14 protein-coding genes and 1 pseudogene are annotated in these 19,372 nt (G+C 36.4%); 2 read left to right on the top strand and 13 right to left on the bottom strand.

Features of this window, described 5'->3' with window-relative positions:
- Positions 1-39 precede the first annotated feature (39 nt).
- The 3 genes from nirD to cobA are packed head-to-tail and all read right to left on the bottom strand — an operon-like array spanning position 40 to position 4,326.
- Positions 40-366 carry a nitrite reductase small subunit NirD gene (nirD, locus tag JCM9157_RS20260; RefSeq protein WP_035667667.1) on the bottom strand — a complete coding sequence of 109 codons (327 nt, stop codon included), beginning with the start codon at positions 364-366 and terminating at the stop codon, positions 40-42.
- A gap of 17 nt (positions 367-383) precedes the next feature.
- A complete protein-coding gene (nirB, locus tag JCM9157_RS20255; protein WP_035667665.1) occupies positions 384-2,807 on the bottom strand; it encodes a nitrite reductase large subunit NirB in 2,424 nt (807 codons plus the stop codon).
- 49 nt (positions 2,808-2,856) lie between these two features.
- Positions 2,857-4,326: a uroporphyrinogen-III C-methyltransferase gene (gene cobA / locus JCM9157_RS20250; RefSeq protein WP_052013286.1), complete on the bottom strand. Its 1,470-nt coding sequence runs from the start codon at positions 4,324-4,326 to the stop codon at positions 2,857-2,859.
- A 1,073-nt stretch (positions 4,327-5,399) separates the two neighbouring features.
- On the opposite strand from cobA, the gene JCM9157_RS20245 reads away from it, so the two are divergent.
- Positions 5,400-6,917: a NarK family nitrate/nitrite MFS transporter gene (locus JCM9157_RS20245; RefSeq protein ID WP_035667662.1), complete on the top strand. Its 1,518-nt coding sequence runs from the start codon at positions 5,400-5,402 to the stop codon at positions 6,915-6,917.
- A 122-nt stretch (positions 6,918-7,039) separates the two neighbouring features.
- Here JCM9157_RS20245 and nasC read toward each other — a convergent pair.
- The 4 genes and pseudogenes from nasC to JCM9157_RS20230 form a co-directional block, all read right to left on the bottom strand.
- Positions 7,040-9,177: pseudogene (gene nasC / locus JCM9157_RS20240) on the bottom strand (assimilatory nitrate reductase catalytic subunit NasC).
- 29 nt (positions 9,178-9,206) lie between these two features.
- Positions 9,207-10,727, bottom strand: coding sequence for a (2Fe-2S)-binding protein (locus JCM9157_RS25520; protein WP_235715060.1), 1,521 nt, complete (start codon positions 10,725-10,727; stop codon positions 9,207-9,209).
- 53 nt (positions 10,728-10,780) lie between these two features.
- Positions 10,781-11,560: an FAD-dependent oxidoreductase gene (locus tag JCM9157_RS25515; RefSeq protein ID WP_235715059.1), complete on the bottom strand. Its 780-nt coding sequence runs from the start codon at positions 11,558-11,560 to the stop codon at positions 10,781-10,783.
- A gap of 256 nt (positions 11,561-11,816) precedes the next feature.
- The gene (locus JCM9157_RS20230; protein WP_035667660.1) at positions 11,817-12,686 is read right to left on the bottom strand and encodes an alpha/beta fold hydrolase; all 870 of its coding nucleotides are present in this window, start codon (positions 12,684-12,686) and stop codon (positions 11,817-11,819) included.
- 184 nt (positions 12,687-12,870) lie between these two features.
- Between JCM9157_RS20230 and JCM9157_RS20225 the strand changes: the two genes are divergently transcribed.
- Complete coding sequence (locus JCM9157_RS20225) at positions 12,871-13,281, top strand: VWA-like domain-containing protein (RefSeq protein WP_035667658.1); 411 nt, start codon at positions 12,871-12,873, stop codon at positions 13,279-13,281.
- 227 nt (positions 13,282-13,508) lie between these two features.
- Here JCM9157_RS20225 and JCM9157_RS20220 read toward each other — a convergent pair whose 3' ends face one another.
- The 6 genes from JCM9157_RS20220 to JCM9157_RS20195 form a co-directional block, all read right to left on the bottom strand.
- Positions 13,509-15,392, bottom strand: coding sequence for a TnsD family Tn7-like transposition protein (locus JCM9157_RS20220; protein WP_035667655.1), 1,884 nt, complete (start codon positions 15,390-15,392; stop codon positions 13,509-13,511).
- Between the two features lie 376 nt (positions 15,393-15,768).
- A complete protein-coding gene (locus tag JCM9157_RS20215; protein ID WP_035667653.1) occupies positions 15,769-16,068 on the bottom strand; it encodes a hypothetical protein in 300 nt (99 codons plus the stop codon).
- 1,403 nt (positions 16,069-17,471) lie between these two features.
- The gene (locus tag JCM9157_RS20210; protein ID WP_035667651.1) at positions 17,472-17,819 is read right to left on the bottom strand and encodes a DUF3147 family protein; all 348 of its coding nucleotides are present in this window, start codon (positions 17,817-17,819) and stop codon (positions 17,472-17,474) included.
- On the bottom strand, positions 17,810-18,232 hold the full coding sequence (locus JCM9157_RS20205; protein WP_035667649.1) for a MarR family winged helix-turn-helix transcriptional regulator: 423 nt from the start codon (positions 18,230-18,232) through the stop codon (positions 17,810-17,812). Before JCM9157_RS20205 ends, JCM9157_RS20210 begins: the two co-directional genes overlap by 10 nt.
- Positions 18,233-18,458: 226 nt before the next feature.
- The gene (locus tag JCM9157_RS20200) at positions 18,459-18,671 is read right to left on the bottom strand and encodes a hypothetical protein (protein WP_035667647.1); all 213 of its coding nucleotides are present in this window, start codon (positions 18,669-18,671) and stop codon (positions 18,459-18,461) included.
- A 67-nt stretch (positions 18,672-18,738) separates the two neighbouring features.
- A complete protein-coding gene (locus tag JCM9157_RS20195) occupies positions 18,739-19,275 on the bottom strand; it encodes a hypothetical protein (protein WP_035667645.1) in 537 nt (178 codons plus the stop codon).
- Positions 19,276-19,372: the final 97 nt, after the last annotated feature.

The raw sequence follows: 19,372 nt of genomic DNA, 5'->3' as shown, positions 1-19,372 counted from the left end.
TAGAGACAAATCATTGATTTGTCTCTTCACAAACGTTTATTAATCTACATAGATATAAACTCTCCCATCAACCATTTCCACATCATATTTCTTTACACAGCCAACATCTGGCGCTTGCACTTGGCCATCTGTCGTACAGATTTTCCAGTCATGAAGAGGACAGAAAACATGATCTCCGCTGACAATCCCTTCAGAGAGAGGTCCTCCTTTATGGGGACAGCTGTTTTCAATGGCACTTACTTTCCCACTTTTCAGCTTAAATAAAGCAATCTCCGTTTCTGCTACCTTCACTCTTTTTCCGATTCCCACTTGAAGATCTGCTAATGTTGCTACCTCTACCTTTTTCTTTTGCTCTACTTTGCTCATAATCTACTCCCCTCCTATTAAGACAACACTTCTGCTTTATTTTGTTTGAACTCTCTTTGCAATTCTTCGTTCTCAACAATCTCTTTCCAAGGATCCTTACCAGTAGAAAGTGCGATATCCATTCTTTCTATTAACGCTTTACGGCCATCTACATCCTCTAGAACCACTTGCTTCATATGATCTAACCCTACACGTTCAACGAAGTGAGACGTACGCTCTAGGTACCTAGCATTTTCTCTATAGTATTGCATGAAGGCACTTATTGTATCGATAATTTCTTCTTTTGTCTTTACTTTACAGAATAGATCTCCTCCGCGAAGGTCAACCCCTCCGTTACCACCAACGTAAAGCTCCCAACCTCCGTCAACACCCACAACCCCAAAGTCCTTAATTCCAGACTCTGCACAGTTACGCGGGCAAGCCGATACAGCCATTTTTACTTTATGTGGCGTATTGATGTATTCAAATTTCTTTTCAAGTTCAACACCAAGCCCAATGGAGTCTTGTGTTCCGAAGCGACAGAATGACTCTCCGACACACGTCTTAACCGTACGAAGGGCTTTTGCGTAAGCTGAACCTGATCTCATTCCAAGATCACTCCACACATTCGGTAAATCTTCTTTCTCTACTCCGAACAAATCAATTCGTTGTCCGCCTGTTACTTTTAGAAGCGGCACATTATATTTATCTGCTACGTCTGCAATTTTGCGTAATTGCTCTGCATTTGTTACCCCACCATACATTCTTGGAACAACTGTAAATGTTCCATTATGGTTGATATTGGCATGAACACGTTCGTTGATAAAACGTGATGTTGGATCATCGGCATTTTTAATAGGATCAACCATTTTCAAATAGTAGTTAATCGCTGGACGACACTTTGAGCAACCTTCATCCGATTCCCAGCCAAGCACATTCATTACTTCTCTTGGATGGGTAAGGCCAAGCTCTCGAATTTCAGCAACGACCTCTTCATGTGTATGTGTTGTACAGCCACACAATGGTTCTGGGGTATTGCCTAGTTCTTCTCCGGTTGCTAATGTTAACAAATCAGCGATAAGTGGTTTACAGCCTCCGCATGAACGCCCCGCTGTTGTACATTGCTTTACTTGCTCAACAGATGTAAGGCCATTGTCTGTAATCGCTGAGCAGATCGCACCTTTTGTAATCCCATTACAGTCACAAATATTGTCATCATCGGCCATCGCAACAACAGGGCTCACTGGTGCTTCGCCACTTTCTGATGGAAGAAGAGCTACTTTGCTCATTCCTGAAATGTCGTCACCTTTTCTCATCATGCTCAGAAGTCGTGTTGAGTCAGTTGTATCTCCAAATAGAACAGCTCCAACTACTTTGTTATCCTGAACAACTACTTTTTTATAGATTCCTTCGAATTCATCATGAACACGTATTGCTTTCGTTTGTTCCCCATCTTGAAATTGACCAGCTGAGAACACATTAACTCCAGACACTTTTAATTGAGTGTAAACAAGAGATCCTTCATACCCATGCTCAAGTGTCTTATCTTCTGAACAAATATGTGCAGCTAGCACTTTTCCTTGCTCATAAAGCGGAGCTACTAATCCGTAAGCAATCCCTCTATGTTGCGCGCATTCCCCTACAGCATAGACATTTTGAACACTCGTTTGCATAAAGTCATCTACGACAATTGCTCTTTCAGTGGTTAAACCAGATTCCTGAGCTAGAGCAACATTCGGTTTAATCCCTACCGCCATGACAACAAGATCTGTATCGAATCTTGTTCCATCTGTAAATTCGATTCCTTCTACACGATTTTTCCCTGTAATTTCTTTTGTGTTTTTCTTTAAATGAAAAGTCATTCCTTGCGCTTCTAACTCTTCTTTTAACATTTTTCCAGCTTGATCATCTAATTGTCTTTCCATGAGATAATCAGCAATATGAATCACATCTACATGCATATTTAAATTTAACAACCCTCTTGCTGCTTCTAAACCAAGTAGGCCTCCACCGATAACAACTGCTTTCTTATAATTTTTTGATGTTTCAATCATCGTTTCACAGTCTTTAATGTTACGGAATGCAATAACTCCTTCTTTATCTGCACCCGGTAAAGGCAACATAAAAGGATTAGAGCCCGTTGCAAAAATTAATTTGTCATAAGAGCGCTCTACCCCATTTTGGCTGTAAACTACTTGCTTTTCTGTATCAACCTTAATAACAGGATCTCCTGTTAAAAGTTCAATCTGATTCTCTTCATACCAGTTGTAATCATTTAAAACAATATCATCAACAGTGGAATCTCCTTGCAAAACAGAAGACAACATAATGCGGTTGTAATTAGGGTGCGGTTCTTCTCCGAAAACGGTTATATCAAAACGGGTAGCATCTTTCTTTAAAATCTCTTCAATCGTTCGTATACCAGCCATACCATTCCCTATTAAAATTAGTTTCTCACTCATAAGCGTATCTCTCCTCGATATCTATATTTAATAAATATATTTAATAGCTTCAACTTTCCTTTGCTAAAACTACACTTTCATTCAACTCAAGTAAGCTTCTTACATCGTCAATCAAGAGATTAACTCGCATACCATTTTGCTCCAAAAGATGTTTTGCTTCTTGATCCGTACAAATGATTTCGGTAGCTGCTTTTATCTCAGTTTTAGTAAGTCCACTATTAGTTAAAAACGTTAGAAACTTCAAAGCTTCTATTCTTTTTGTAAAAAGAAGTGTGTTCACATGTTGTTCCTCTATAAGTCGAGCAAAAGCTTCAATATCTTTCTGAGTAACAGTACTCTTAGTCAATGCCAATTGTATTGTTGCTTCATTAAAGTGATGTTTGAAATTTTCAATTTCCAAATCCGATCCGATCAGAACAGCAGCAGAGAGATTTTTTTTATTAAAAACAGTAGATTGAATCCCGTTTTGTCTTAATGTCATTCTTACCGTGTCATCAACTGAATAAATAGTAGATTCTATGCTTCGAAGATCCATTCCGTTTTCTCCAATTGTCTGTACAAATTGCTTTGCACTTTGTGGAGAAAGAATCAGCAATTGATGATTTCTTAGAACTGGTTTAAGTTGCTCACTAGCACCTAATTTATATTCACAAGATTCCGAAAACAATTGATGTTCGTATACATCGGCTCCATGTTTTTTAAGTTCTAAAACAATCTGTTCATTTGCTATAGATTGGGAAGGAATAAAAAAGCTTTTACCTGATAATATTCGTTGATCAAACCAAACTAGCTTATCTCTAAGTTTTGCCACATTTCCTACTAAGATGATTGCGGGATTAGTAATATTCTCTTGTTGTACCTTGTTGGCGATGGTAGCAAGAGAACCCGTAACGGTCTTTTGCTTACTATATGTTCCCCACTGGACAACTAAAGCTTGAGTTTCCCTAGATTTCCCATGACTGATTAATTCAGTTGTAATCGTCTTTAAATGTTTAACACCCATATAAAAAATGATCGTTTCCACGCCTTTTGCTAAGTTCCCCCAATTGATATTCGGAGTTCCATCTTTTTGGCTACCATGTCCGGTTACCACCGCAAAGGAATTGGAGTGTTTTCTATGTGTAATTGGAACTCCTGAGTACATAGTTGCTGCTATCCCAGCTGTAATTCCTGGAATAATTTCATACTGAATCTGGTGTTCTGCAAGCAGTTCAGCTTCTTCCCCCACTCTTCCAAAGACTGCAGGGTCTCCTCCTTTTAAACGAACAACCGTCTTCCCTTTACGTGCATGAATGAGAATTTCCGTTTGGATGTCTTCCTGTCTAAGAGTGTGTTTACAAGGCTGTTTTCCACAATAGATTAATTTAGCATCTGCTCTTACTTCCGTTAACAAAAATGGATTGATTAATCGGTCGAAAATGACAACGTCTGCTTGTTGTAAAGCCTTCTTCCCCTTTACCGTAATTAAGTCGATATCTCCTGGGCCAGCCCCTACAAAGTAGACCATTCCTCTGTTCATTAACCACTCCCCCTTTGTCTGTAACATCTTGTTATTTATGAATTTTTCGAATTGTATATTTTCATCCTAAACCATCATCCAAGATACATGTTATAACCTGTTAAGTTATCTAACAGAGTTTTTGCGGTGAATTGTTTGTTTCTATTTAGTGAGCATTTTAAGGTTTTCGAATAATGGTTTAGATCCAAGAAGGAAGACACTAAGTTTCTTATTACTTGAAATCAAAGAGTTGCTGTACTCAGGATGGGGGTGCCTGAGTTAGTTTAATATTAAAACCCGGCTCTTATTTAGGTTAACTGGACTTGTTTCGGGTTACGCGTGGACACCAGGTTTCTTATTGTCTGAAACCAAGCGGGAAAAAGCGACTATTTCTCCAGACAAGGTCTCTGGAGTCCGATTACTAATTGAAAGTCAATTTTGTTTTGTGAAATAGAGCCCTCTGAGTCCGTGTAGATATCGGGCGGACTCAGAGGCTCTTATTTAGGTTAATTGGGCTTATTTTTTGGGGCACGCGGTCACCAGGTTTCTTATTGCCTGAAACCAGGTAGGAAAACACGTCTATTTCTCCAAATAAGGTCTCTGGTGTCCTTATACCGTTGAAGATCAACTGATTTATCTGAAATAGGGTCATCTGAGTCCGCACAGACACAAATATCGAGCGGACTCAGATGCTCATATTTTTATTACAATCAGCTAGTGTGATGTTCCTGGATAACGACTCAAGAAGAAAAGAGTAAAGATCTTTCCCGACCTCTCCTGTAAATACCTTGTTAAGTTTCCTTCCCAGATTCATGACACGATTTACGAGAAGTGTAACTATGAAAGATGTATTCAAAATACACATTATGAGTTTCTATCAACTTATTTATTAGAATTTTCACTCTACTAAAACCTAGCGATATACTTAACCCAAAATACCTTGTCAAATTCCTTATCAAACTTTCAGACACACAAAAAATTACATGTAAAAATAAAAACCATATTCAAAATACTACTTTTCGATCATCGTCAACTCAACTCGCCAAATTGTTTAACGATAACAAATTAAATAAAAAAACTAAGGAGTGGTAACAATGACAGTTTCAGATCTTTTTAAGTACAAGAATGAGCGCATTAAAGTTTTACATTTCACTTGGTTTGCTTTTTTTGTTTCCTTTTTCGCCTGGTATAGTATGGCCCCATTAGCAACTACGATGATGGAGGATATGGGCTGGTTAACACCACAACATATCGCAGCCTTAGGTATATGTAACGTCGTATTGACTATTCCTGCTCGGATTATTATTGGGTCATTACTTGATAAGTACGGGCCAAGAGTCGTTTATTCTGGTTTACTCATTGTTATGTCTATTCCAGCAATCACTTTTGCCTTTGGGAACACTTGGTCACAATTGATGATTTCTCGTTTAATTCTCGGAAGTATCGGAGCTAGTTTTGTTATTGGCATTCGCATGGTAGCTGAATGGTTCCCACCAAAAAATGTTGGATTCGCTGAAGGAATTTATGGCGGTTGGGGTAACTTTGGTTCTGCTGCTGCCGCGATGCTTTTACCGTGGTTTGCTTTAACTCTCCTTGGTGGAGACAATGGCTGGCGATATGCACTTGCCTTCACTGGTGTCATCTGTTTCGTTTATGGAATTATTTATTATATTTGCGTTAGAGATACACCAGAAGGAAAAGCTTTAGTAAAACCAAAAAAGGCTTCTGCACTTGAAGTTAGTAGTTGGGGAGATTTAGCTCAACTAATTGTCTGGACCATTCCCCTTGGCGGAGCACTAGCTGTTAGTGCCTGGAGATTAGAAGGACTAGGATTTATTTCAGAAACGGCTTTATATATCATTTACGCAACAATCCTTTTAATCGTCATCTATCAAGTATTCAATATTCTTAAAGTAAATGTACCACGACTTAAAAAGGGAGTTCCTGAAGAAGACAAATACAAATTTAAAAATGTCGGAGCATTAAATAGTACGTATTTTGCTAACTTCGGTGCTGAGCTTGCCATTATTTCAATGTTGCCGATGTTCTTTCAACTTACTTTTTCACTGACAGCGGCTCAAGCTGGTCTAATTGCTTCATCCTTTGCTTTTGTTAATCTAATTGCTAGACCTCTTGGAGGAGTTCTATCCGATCGCATGGGAAGCAGACGAAATGTGATGTTAGTCTATATGTTTGGTATTTCAATCGGTCTTCTATTAATGGGCTTCATGGACTCTAGTTGGCCGCTCGTACTCGCTATTGCGATTACCGTTCTTACTTCTATGTTCATCCAGGGAGCAGAAGGAGCCACTTTTGCTGTTATTCCTATGATCAAGAAACGTGTAACTGGTCAGATTGCCGGTATGTCTGGTGCTTATGGGAACGTTGGGGCAACGATATACCTTACACTTTATACTTTTGTTACACCCCAGCAGTTTTTCTTTATCCTTGCTTCTGGTGCTTTTGTAAGTTTCTTAATCTGTTACTTCACTTTAGAAGAACCGAAAAACTCATTTGCAGATGAGTATTATCTAACCGATGCAGAGATGAAAGAACAATTCGATGCGGATGAAGCCCTGCAAAACAAAACACTTCAGAAAAAAGCCTTATAATTACAGAAGAAGCGTATGGTTGCTCCCATACGCTTCTTCATCTTTTATTAACTAACCTTTCCCCTATAGATAACCGCAAAAGGCTTTAATAAACCTTTTGCGGTTATTTTCTTGCCATCTATTTAATTAGCAATTGGACTAATCCTCACAGCACTTACTTTAAATCCAGGCATTCTACAGGTAGGATCTAACTTTTTAGAGATTAGCCGGTTCACATTTTGACTATCAGCCCAGTGGAAAGGAACAAATACAGTGTCTTTCCGAATTGTTTCGGACCATCTACTGCGAACGACAATACTCCCTCTTTTTGATTCAATTTTTACAAGGATGTTATCTTTAATTTGGAATTTTTCTGCTGTTGCTGGATGAATTTCCATATAAGACTCAAAGTCTCTGGCAGCAAGTGTTGAGCTTTTCCTTGTTTGAACACCTGTTAAGTAATGCGACATCACTCTTCCTGTTGTTAAATACAAAGGAAACTCATCAGTCGGTTTTTCCTTTGGAACTTCAGGGGTATTCGAAACTGCGACCATTAATGCTTTGCCATCCGGATGAGCAAATTCGTTAACAAATAACCGCTCTGTACCTGGGTGGTCTACGTCTGGACAAGGCCAGAGAATCCCTTTTTCTTTTCTTAACCTGTCATATGTGATTCCGGAATAATCTGCAATCCCACCACGGGTCGCCTCTCTTAACTCATTAAAAATGTCTTCTGGTGATTCATAAGTAAAGAACTCTCCCTTTCCGAGCACCTCTGCTAGCTCACAAAGAATTTGCCAATCATGCTTCGCTTCACCTCGAACTGGAAAACTTGCTTCTCTAAGAGTCACTCGCCCTTCGACATTCGTCATCGTACCAGGTGTTTCTAAGTAGGAGGTAGCTGGTAAGATCAAATCTGCTAATCTAGCTGTTTCAGAAATAAACATGTCGACAGCTACAAAAAAGTCTAACTTTTCAATTGCCTGTTTTACAAACTCAGCACTCGGATTCGAAACAATTGGATTGGAGCACATTAAAAACAATCCTTTAATTTCACCTTCATCCATTTTTTGAATCATCTCAAATGCTGACACCCCTTTACGAGGCAAATCTTTTTCATTAATGCCCCAGACATCGGCTATATACTGGCGGTGTTCATCATTTTCGATTGAACGGTAGCCCGGTAGTTGATCTGCCTTTTGACCATGCTCCCTTGCTCCCTGACCATTTCCTTGACCAGTAATCGCTCCAAAGCCTGAGTTTTCCTTTCCAATTTTACCAGTAGCTAATATGAGGTTTAAAAAGTTACGAACAGAAGCAGAGCCATCTGTTTGTTGCTCAATTCCTCTGGCTGTAAAAATCATTCCTGACTCTTCTTTGCCAAATACCATGGCCGCTTTTATGATTTGCTCAACAGGTACTCCTGTTAAATCCGAAATATCAGTTAAATCTAATGTGCCAACAAAGTCTCTTACTTCTTCAAAACCATTTACTCGCTCTTCAATAAAATCCGGATCTATTAAATTTTCTTCAATAATGACTTTTAATAAACCATTCGCTAAAATTGAATCGGTCCCTGGCTTCACTTTTAAATGCAAGTCAGCCATTTTGGTTGTAGTTGTTTCTCTTGGGTCGATCGCAATGATAAACGAACCGTTCTCTTTTGCTTTCTCAAAATAAGGCATAATGGTAGGCTGACATTCTGCAATATTCGTTCCTGCTAGGATCAAACATCTTGCATGAGGAATTTCTTTTATACTATTTGTGAACCCCCGGTCCATCCCAAATGTTTGCGCTGCTGCTGATGCAGCTGCAGACATACATAAGCGGCCATTGTAATCAATATACTTCGTTCCAAGTGCCACTCTAGCAAACTTTCCAAGTAAATAGCTTCCTCGTTAGTAATCGTTGCGCTCCCGTAAACAGACAATGCATTTTTCCCATGTTCAGACTGGATTGCTGAAAATTTTTCTTCAATTAATGCATAAGCCTTTTCCCAAGAGATAGCTTGAAATTCACCGTCTACATTTAGTAATGGCTGTTTAATACGATCTGTATGGACGGCATGCTGATGTGCATTGAGCCCTTTAATACATAATCGGCCTTCTGATGTTGGATTATCTTTCCCAACGGTTTGATATTTTTTTCTCGTTACAGTCGATTGCTCGATTAGTTGCATTTTGCATTGCATGCTACAAAAGGGACATTGAGTATCGTAGATTTTCTCTGTTTGTGCTTCTTTTTGTTTCGTTCGGAAATATCTTAATAACATTTCTGTCATGAAAATCATCCTCTACTAGCTAAATTTTGTTATGTGGCTAAGACTTTTTTATGTTGGCTTTGATCTAAATCTAGCTGCTTCATTAATTGTTGTCTGAGCTCTTCATCAAATAATACTTCTCTTACATGAAGTAGATTAATTCGATCAATCCATTCCCATGTACGTTCGGCATATTTAGCCGTTTCACGGTAATATTGGATAAAACTTATAATCATTTCATAGGCTTCAGATGGCGTTTCCGCTACACAAAATAATTGACCTGACCGGGTATTTCTTCCGCTACTCCCTCCGACATAGATCTCCCAACCACGATCTACTTGAATAACACCAATGTCTTTTGTAGTGGAACCAGCTCCATTGTGCATACAAGCAGATATTCCCATTTTCACGCGGTAAGGTGTTACTAAGTAATCAGTCTTCTCTTCTAACATCTTAGCAAGCTCGAGCGCTTGATGTTTTTCACAAGTACAAACGGTTTCCCCAATACATGTTTTAATATTCTGAACTGTATTTCCGTATGTGCTGCTTAATGGAAGATCTAGCTCTGACCAAATAGACTCTAAATGTCTCTTCTGAATACCCATTAGTGTTATTCTTTGTTCACTTGTAATGGCCACTTGTAAGTTTTGATATTTACTTACGACATTTGCAATCTTACGTAACTCTTCGGCATTGGTTAGCCCTCCATACATTTGAGGTGTGATTGAATACGTTCCATCACTTTGTAAAGTTGCATTTTTTCTTTCGTTTATAAATAAGGATTGTTGTTCGACTTCATATTCTGGATAAATCATTCCTAAATAATATTGAATAGCTGGTAGACAGGTAGAACAACCGTCTTCATTTAGCCAGTTTAGTTGTTTTATTACTTCTGCCACTGAAGTAAGCTGACTCAGTTGCATTTGTGCCACTAATTCTTCATCTGTTAAGGTCGTGCATGAACATAATGTTACTTTTTTTACTTTTTCGTCAAAGTCTTCACTTTGGATGTATGTTAATAAATCAGTTACTAATGGTTTACAGCCACCACAGGCAGAAGAGGCTTTCGTACATTTTTTTACTTCTTCTATAGTAGTGATGTTTTGCATTTGACAGGCTTCTAAAATAGTTCCCTTTGTTACTCCGTTACAGTTACAAATTAAATCTGTTTGCTCCATTAAAGCTACTTGAGATGCAAATGGATTTGAAGGCTGTAAAATAAGTGCCTTTTCTTCGTCCGTTATCACCTTCTGTTTATTAATCATATCTAGTATTCTATTACCTGCTTTAGTGTCTCCAAACAAAACGGCACCGAGGATTTTATCATCTTTAAAAACAATTTTTTTATATGTGCTAGCTAACTGATCAAATTGGGTAATCGTTTTGGTCGTATCATCACCTGTAAAATGACCAACAGAAAATACATCTACACCCGATATTTTAAGTTGAGTAGATAAAGTTGAACCATTATACCCTTTTGAATCTAGCTGTCCGCATATGTGACGTGCTAGCACTCTACCTTGTTCATAAAGTGGTTTAACTAGTCCATATACCATTCCTCTATGTTCCACACATTCGCCCACAGCGTATATATCAGGTACACTCGTTTGCAGATAATCATTAACTAAAATGCTCTGTTCGTTTCAATCCCGCTTTCCTTCGCCATTTGAACATTTGGTCTTACCCCTACTGCCATAATGACAGCGTCGGCTTCAATCGTTGATCCATCTTTGAAGCGGAGCCCTTCAACTTTTGAATCGCCGATTATTTCTTCTGTGGCTTTTTCTAAAAGGAAATTCATCCCTTGACATTCGAGTTCTAACTGAAGCATTTTTGCTGCAGTTGGATCTAGTTGTCGCTCCATTAAGTTTGAAGCAATATGGATAACATCTACTTTCATCCCTAAGTTAAGTAATCCCCTTGCTGCTTCTAAACCGAGTAATCCTCCTCCTATTACTGCTGCCTTCTTATACTTCTCTGAAATTTCAATAATTTTATGGCAATCCTCTATCGTTCTAAAATTAACAACACCTTCTTTGTCTGCTCCTGGAATTGGCAATACGAATGGGACCGAACCCGTCGCAAAAATTAATTTATCGTAAGAAACCTCTCTATTATGATTTGTCATAACCACTTTTGTTTTTGAATCAACAGATATGACTGTTTCACCAGTGTATAACTGGATATTATGATTTTCATACCACTCTCTGTTATGAAGAGTAATATCCTCTACTTTTGTTCCCCCCTGTAATACAGTCGACAATAAAATACGGTTATAGTTATAATGTGGCTCACTTCCAAATACGACAATATCAAAGTGGTTTGGTTGCAATTTTAATATTTCCTCGAGACAATTAATTCCCGCCATACCGTTTCCAATTAAGACTAGTTTTTGCTTTTCCATGATAGAAATCCTCCAGTCTATTTTTACGAATTATTATCTTTATCTAATTGTTGCTTTTAAAAGCTAACTATTAATTACTTGTTTTGAATAGATACATCAGCTATATTGTATCGAACTTTAACTCACAAGCGCTTTAACTATGTAAGATGTAATGACATAGAAATTTATCTAATCTTCGTTTCTCTCCCTTAGCCATTAAACATAACAAGAAGCAAAAAAAGCCAAATAAAAAAGATTAACCAATGAGGTTAACCTTTTATGTACAATTATTTCCCGATAAAAATTTACACATAAGAGCATTTACGATCTCTGGTTGTTCAAGGTGAATCCAGTGCGTACCATCTATCATTAATAACTTTGCATTTGAACAAAATTGCTTGCTATTCATGGCTAATTTCAAAGATAAAAAAGTATCTTCCTGACCCCATATAATAAGGACAGGCAAATGAATTTTAGTTTTAACCACTTGATTAATTGAATCTTTATATAGCGCTCTATACCAGTTAAGCATTGAGGTTATAGCCCCTTCTTCAGCCCAAGATGATTTATATTTTCTCATCTCGTCATCGCTAAACGTACCTTTTTTACTCGTTAACTTCAAAATTTGTTCAAATAATTGAAATTGGTTGAGCTTAAAGAGTGCGTCAGGTAATTGAGGTATCTGAAAAAAAAGTAAATAAACGCTCTTAAACCACTGTGTAGGAAAATAACATTGAAGTTGTTTCATAATTACTGGATGTGGACTATTAATAATCACTAATTGCTCAATATATTGAGGTTTTGTCGATGCAAGATGCCATGCAACGAGTCCTCCCCAATCATGTCCTACAATCACTGCTTTTTCCCTTTGAAAGAATTCTATGATTCCAACAATATCATCTCTAAGGTTATTGATTGTGTAATTATGTATAGTTGTTGGCTTCTGACTTAAATTATATCCTCGTTGATCAGGAATTATGACTCGATACCCTTGGTTAATTAGTGGATCAATTTGATGTCTCCACCCATACCAGAATTCTGGAAAACCGTGCAATAGAATAATTAAAGGGCCATTTTTAGGTCCTGCAACGATCGTATGAAGAATGGTCTTATTGGTTTTTATAAACAATGTCTCTAATTTGTTCATTACCCTTCCCCCTTTTTATATTCATTGCTTACGATGTTATGTACATACAATTATTTTCTAAACTATTGACGTTTTGTTCCTTGTCTTATTTCAAAATAAAAATTCACCTATTTTTAAGTATTTGTAAACATAACATAAGCAAGCTGAAGGGATAATAATTTCGTCTAAACAAAGGGGGAGTTAAATGAAGTGGCAAAGAGAATTACTTAAAATTATGCAGAATAACAAAGATAAAAAAGTAGCTTTGGCTATTGATACATCCAATAATCAAACAGACGTTGAACTAATAAATAATATTAGGAAGTTTATAAAGGAAATGAACCCCGAAACGACATTAGTCCAAGCTGACTTTAAGCTTAGAGAAGTTTCTAATATTAAAGAGGACAAAGACATTGTGTTTTATAAACACGGTAAGTCTTCTTATACAGAAGTTTTTGAATGGGCCAATGATGAAGACATTGAAACACTGTTATACGTCACTGATTTAACTGGTTATATTTATGAAAACTTAACTTTGAAACCATTTATTTATTGGCTCATTCCCGATGAATTTAAACCAAAAGCGCCTTTTGGACGAGTGTTAAATATCACGTAATACGTTTTTCAAAAAAAAACTGGATCAAAGAGAAACATACTCTTTGATTGTTCCAGCAAAAGAAAGTTGTATAGTGAAACCCACCTTGAACCCATAATTTATCACTTTATGAAAAACAACGTTACAAACAAAAATGTATAGTGGTAATTTAGCAATAAAAAACAAGTTGTATAGTAGGCATTTGTGTAATAATAATCAAAAAGAACGCAGCAACAAAACCAATTAGATTAATAATGAAAATAATCCCCCGGATAAAGGGTTTTTATTTTTTCCTCTACGTATTGTCTCAGCCACTTTTCAGGTACTTTTATGGGTATCTTTCTGTAAACGTCTTGTGCAGTAAAGACTCTCTCGGAATCTTTCCGTAAATCCTCACATATCCAGTCAACCAACCTAAATTTGTAATCCCTATTCTTTTCAAGATTAGCCTTAATAAATTTATTTGTATTCGGCAATTTCTCATAAGTTGTTGCTCTCACGCCTAACTCCTGGCTTATGTTTTTTCTGCTGATTCTAATTGGTCGGAGCCCATCCTTTCCCCAATTTTCAATAAGGTGAGTAATACGATTCAGGAAGTAATTGTCTCTTTCTTCAATCTCCCTCTTACTTTTTTCCGAGTTCTTCTTAGCCTTATAAGGAAATCTCTGACTCCACCAATCAAAATCATGTACTTTTAACCACCGCTGAGCAGTATGAGTTTTCACTTGGCTAAAGGTAATAAAGCCAAGTTTTTCTTTTTGAATCAAGTCCTCTACAATTTGTCGGTCTCTAAGAATCCTTTCTTTATAATAGGTCTTTTCCCTATCATACGTCCTAAGGCTATTACTGTCTTTCGATAGTCGTTTGATAATCCGTCTGATTCCACTATAGCTCACATCTAATTCTCTAGTTATTTGGACAATCTTATAATTTTCATTCAACATTTCTAGTAATCTTTTTTCCCAAATTGGACCGAAGTGCTTAACAGTATTCTTTTTATATTCATCAGATGCATTTTCGGAATTTGTATAACTCCTAGTGTAAACATATCCGCACTCACGGCAATCAAAAGTGCCGACAACAACCCCTCTATCAGAGTAATGGCGTACACTAAGCGAATGAATAACTCTCTGTTTATAATGAGAAGCTACCGGATTTAAACAGTACCACGGACCGTCCCCAAAAGGTGCTTCTTCGCCTGTCATTTCCTCTTCTTTTTCGTGACTCAGAAGTTCTTGAAAAAACTCTTCAACGGAGCCGCATAAGAAACGCATAAGTAAAACATGTCTAATTGGGAAATGATTTAAACCTACAGATTTAATAAGATTATGAAGCCAATTTTTTTTGACTAATTTAACGGGTAAGTTCAACACCTGGAGAATGGAGCCATAAAATTGGTTAAAATCAATGGAAATTTGGCGAACGTTCACTATCCCGTTTTTATCAATATAACCTTTATCCCTTAGTAGTTTATCGTATTTTTCATAGATAGACTCTAGTACAAAACTATAACTATCTAGTGTTTGTAACCGTTCGATATCCTTAGCTAAATCTAAGAGAGTCTGCTTTTCTTCATTTGTAATCGTTAGATTTACCTTTTCCCGATTCTGAACAGAAGGAATAAACGTAATTTTTAATTTTTTTTGATAACTTTCTAACAGAATCTCATGTTGTGTGCACACAAGAACTCCGGGCACTTGATGAAATCTACGTAAATACGTTTCATGATATGTTACTAAATCTTCTTCTACGCACTTTGGACAATAGTAAATCTTCGTATCATCATTGGACGCAAAACCAAATTTAGCTACGATAAAATGATTGGTAGAACCACACATCAAGCGTTTAATTTCCTTTTTATTCTCAACAGTCATAAAAGGTAAATAGAAGGGAAGCAGAGTGCACTTCTCCAATATGTAATCCTCGGAAATACCCCAATTTTGAGGGAACCTAGCGACAAGGTCACTAATTCTATATGGGAAATTAATTGAACAAGTTGTAACAGATTGACTATAGCCATATAGTTGAATGAAGGTTTGGTCCCACGTAATGCTTCCGGTGTGAACATGAAATCGATAGATGACACTGTACAGAGTTTCATCTGGATAGATAGACGGAAAATAGGGAATCATTTCACTTACTCCTTCCTTTCAATTGAACGAGTATTCAAACCAGTGTTTCGATTCATGCCAGTGAAAACCTCTCATAGCTAAAACGTTTAAACTTGATGAGTTTGTACCTCCAAAAATTCGCATAATAAAAGGTCTTTTCTTATTGAGCAAAAGATGAATATTCATTAATAACTTACCTAGAAAACAAACAAGGAATCAACGGGATGTGAGCTATTTCATTAGAAATGGCAACGACTGAAGAAGATGTCACGTTGTTGGCTGATTACCATTTTCGTCCATTCATTCTTGGTTAACGAAGGGTGGTTCATAGGCAATGATATAAGAAAGCGACATAGGTATAATGGGTCCAGAGGTTATGAATCTGAGCCAATTAAACCTACTTATGTTTCTCGATTCGACCATTTGCAAAATGATGGACCATATCTCCTTCATCATTCTGATAAACAATGTAACCTTGGTCTCCAAGAGCTTTGAAAGATTTGAGCATGGCGTAAGCTCCCGCGAGTGAAATCATATAGTCTGTCTTCGTTTTTGCTTCCGACGGCATCTTTAGTGGTAGATTTGAACGCTTCGCTATTTTTACAAGTTCTTCTATTTGTGCTATTTCTTTTTGTGAAAAGCCTTTTGATTTCACTTCATTTAGAATTTCTGTGTACCTGCCTTCATCTTTATCCATGGACACCGTCCACTCCTCTGTAATGTTCAGTTCTGGATTCTGTTCTTGGTTCACTTCATTCAAGCGTTATCATTTAATGTTCCTACCATTCAATACTTATCATCCTTGGAACTATTCATTTAAATAGTTATCTTTTTTATTCCTACTCATTTCTTAGTTATCGTTTTTATTGTTCTAACATTGGGGTTTATTAGATTCATAATACCCTTTAGTCAAATGGAAACATCAACAAACAAGATAGAAACGATAAAACGCAACAGTTAGCTAGGGCAATCCCTAAAAGGTTTATCAGAATATGAACAGCTCATTATTTTATAAGTAGACTTAGTAAAGCATCAATATCTAGTCAAGCATGAACATACGAAAGTAAAGAATAGATACTAAGTTATTTCTTTACTAAGCCAAGTACCTCCTGCTTTTTAAGGTAATTTAGGTATTACTAGGATAGAGACAATAAAAACGTCACTGAAATGATTACAAAACACAATGTATTCTACCTTTATTAAACTAACAATCAACCTGTATCAGAGTACATGTATACCAAAACAAAAACTTGTGTTTTCATAACAACCTATATAAGGTAAGTTCACAAAAAAAGAGTATTAAAATAGACCCCAATAAGGAGTCTTAAGTCTTTAGAATTTAAGAATTAAAATAGGGCGACGTACCCTGCATCTAATTAAAAATTTCAGAATGATAGATGTACGGGTTTACATGAACTTCATAAGATTCTTGGATTCAGCTTCAAAAAGTTCTTTGTATGTTTTAATCAAACATTCTCCACAACACTACTATTTCTATATATATAACAAACGCAGCTCTGATTAGAAATCAAAACTGCGTTTTGCAACTTTAGGTCACGTCTCATATTTAAGCTCTCCGACGGGGAGAATTCGAGAGTTGCACACGAATGACTTTTTTCAAGTCTCTTCTTAAAGTTTCAAAAGGGAAGGGAGATTTCCTGCAATTTAAATTATACATTTATATGAAGAAGGCTCTGGTTTGTTATATTCATCAGGTAACATAATCAAGATGAAAGCAACCATTTTTGATTTCTAAGTCCCTTTTTAGCTTAGCAACATCGGAGAATGAAAATGATGGTAAATTTGTGAAATTAGAGATGAATACGGAGCGAACGAAGAAGGTATAAAATTATTGTACAACTACTCCGATAAGATTTTTGAGAAGTATAATGATTCACGAACTTATCAATTAATAAGAAGAGTATCCTTAAACCAACTTAAAAAAGGATTAAGGAATACCAACAAGCCAACTACATTATTTACTTAGTTAGCTCCACTTATGTTGATTTGATTTAAATTTGGGACGAACTAGATTATGAAATTCCACTTTTCGGATATTGGCTTCTTCAACTACGCATCCGTTACTTTAAGTACATTAGTTCACAAAGAAAGGGATACTTTCTTTACAAGAAAATCTTGGAGTGATAAAAATAAAATCCATCCACCAACTCCAAGTCCTATTGATATAAATAATGATAAAGACACTTTCAAGGAAATTGCTACTATGATTAGTAATACAGCAGTAGCAGGAAACCCCCATAGGACACCCAAGGCAAATTTACTAAGGTTGGTTGTTTGTTCTCCTTGCATATAAAGCCAAAACAAACTCAGTAAACTTACTAAGGGTAAAGCGGCTATTATCCCACCATATTTCGGAAAAACTCTTGCTACTTCTGTAACTAAACCAATGATAATTGCCGAGACCAGAATTTTCGTAATTAAAAACATTCTTTCGCTCCCTGACTAAGAAGAAAGAATGCTTTTTCTATCATTTCAATCTCAGATGAATTAAGATTTTCTAATACTTTTTTTAGTTTTTCATCATCCAATCGTGTATTTCTATTCAATACTTCTCTACCTTCCTCAGTTAAAATGACAAATACTTTTCTTTCATCTTCAACGCTTCTTTCTTTGGTTACTAAGCCCTTTTTAATTAGTCTTTTAATGTGTTCGGAAGCTGTATTATGAGTTACATCTATGTACGTAGCCAAATCACCTATCGTTGTTTCTTTCTTCTTTTCTATGTGTTGCAATAAACGTATAGCTTGGTGCGAAATATTTTCCTGATGAACACAATGGAGAAGATGATAAATATCTGTCCAATTTTGATTTATATTATTGAGTGTGTTTTTTAAAGTCAAAATGATAGCCCCTCTCTATTATATATGTATCATATAATACGATATAATCTTATGTAAAGATAAAAATATATTTGGTCAATAAAAAAAGCCACCGCTTTGGTCGCTATAAAAAAACATTCATTTTTTTTATAACTTCTTCCACTAAACTGCTCCTTTACTCAATAAGAATAGCCATACTCCCCTATGGAAGTATGGCACCCGTTACTGAAATAATATTAGAGCCGTTTTATTCAACTTCTTTCATTGGCGAAACTAAAATACTTAATCCAATCTCACCATAATCCCACATCTTTACCCATGGAAATGTATCTTCTGGTAATTCAAACACCCTTTGTTCTAATGGTTTAATAGCTTCACTTGACCCTCTATAACCATGCGAAAATGTGGCTGGATGTATAGACACTTTTCTTCCTGTATCGTTAAAGTATATAAACTTCATTACATTTACCTCCACTCGTTTAAAATACTTAATTAAAGTAAAGCACCCGTTAGCTTAACAGTTATTTCTATAATAAAATTTCTATATCTTCTTCGTATTTATCCCAAAGAGTAGAGATAAAGTCGTTAATTTCTTTATCCATTACCTCTAACTCATCAACTCTATAATTTGATATGTCTAGTCTTTCGTTAATTAAATGGTTCACATAAGCATCACGCTCGATACGTTCCTTAAAGTATTCTTCATAATATTCTTCAACAGTAATTCCTAAATAATCTGCTTGACTTTCAAAGAAATCCTCATTTCCTGAGTTATCAAGTGGAAATAACAATTCCATACTGTCAAGCTCTTCCGACACATCATTTCCTGTACTTTTTGCTTCTAATACCATAATTTCTTCTTGTACAAACTTCTCAACCATTATAGGAATATCTTGGTTATCTACAAAGTATAAAGAACGTATATCTTTTAAAGTAATTTCTTTACCTTTTACAACAGCTACTACATCTTCATCTTTGACTGCCGTGAAACTTTTTTCTTTTGCTCCATCACTTGAACAAGCAACCGATACTGTTAAAACAAGTATTAAGAGTAATAATTTCATAATATCTTCCTACTTTCTGCTATCCACCTTATTTGAGTTTCCTGTCTGTTAGCGCAATAAGACAAGCGATACCCTCTTAAAGTATCGCCCCCGTTAG

This window comes from Halalkalibacter akibai JCM 9157 (assembly GCF_000513135.1).
GTDB lineage: Bacteria > Bacillota > Bacilli > Bacillales > Bacillaceae_D > Halalkalibacter > Halalkalibacter akibai.
Note: the sequence above shows the minus strand (reverse complement) of the source record. Positions and strands in the feature narration are given on the sequence as shown.

Bases quoted from the DNA above. Each gene is read 5' to 3' on its own strand.
- cobA (WP_052013286.1), bottom strand. From the start codon at position 4,326: ATGAACAGAGGAATGGTCTACTTTGTAGGGGCTGGCCCAGGAGATATC.
- JCM9157_RS20220 (WP_035667655.1), bottom strand. From the start codon at position 15,392: ATGATTCCCTATTTTCCGTCTATCTATCCAGATGAAACTCTGTACAGT.
- JCM9157_RS20245 (WP_035667662.1), top strand. From the start codon at position 5,400: ATGACAGTTTCAGATCTTTTTAAGTACAAGAATGAGCGCATTAAAGTT.
- JCM9157_RS20230 (WP_035667660.1), bottom strand. From the start codon at position 12,686: ATGAACAAATTAGAGACATTGTTTATAAAAACCAATAAGACCATTCTT.
- nirD (WP_035667667.1), bottom strand. From the start codon at position 366: ATGAGCAAAGTAGAGCAAAAGAAAAAGGTAGAGGTAGCAACATTAGCA.
- JCM9157_RS20200 (WP_035667647.1), bottom strand. From the start codon at position 18,671: ATGAAGTTTATATACTTTAACGATACAGGAAGAAAAGTGTCTATACAT.
- JCM9157_RS20210 (WP_035667651.1), bottom strand. From the start codon at position 17,819: ATGTTTTTAATTACGAAAATTCTGGTCTCGGCAATTATCATTGGTTTA.
- JCM9157_RS20195 (WP_035667645.1), bottom strand. From the start codon at position 19,275: ATGAAATTATTACTCTTAATACTTGTTTTAACAGTATCGGTTGCTTGT.
- JCM9157_RS20225 (WP_035667658.1), top strand. From the start codon at position 12,871: ATGAAGTGGCAAAGAGAATTACTTAAAATTATGCAGAATAACAAAGAT.
- JCM9157_RS20215 (WP_035667653.1), bottom strand. From the start codon at position 16,068: ATGGATAAAGATGAAGGCAGGTACACAGAAATTCTAAATGAAGTGAAA.
- JCM9157_RS25515 (WP_235715059.1), bottom strand. From the start codon at position 11,560: ATGGAAAAGCAAAAACTAGTCTTAATTGGAAACGGTATGGCGGGAATT.
- nirB (WP_035667665.1), bottom strand. From the start codon at position 2,807: ATGAGTGAGAAACTAATTTTAATAGGGAATGGTATGGCTGGTATACGA.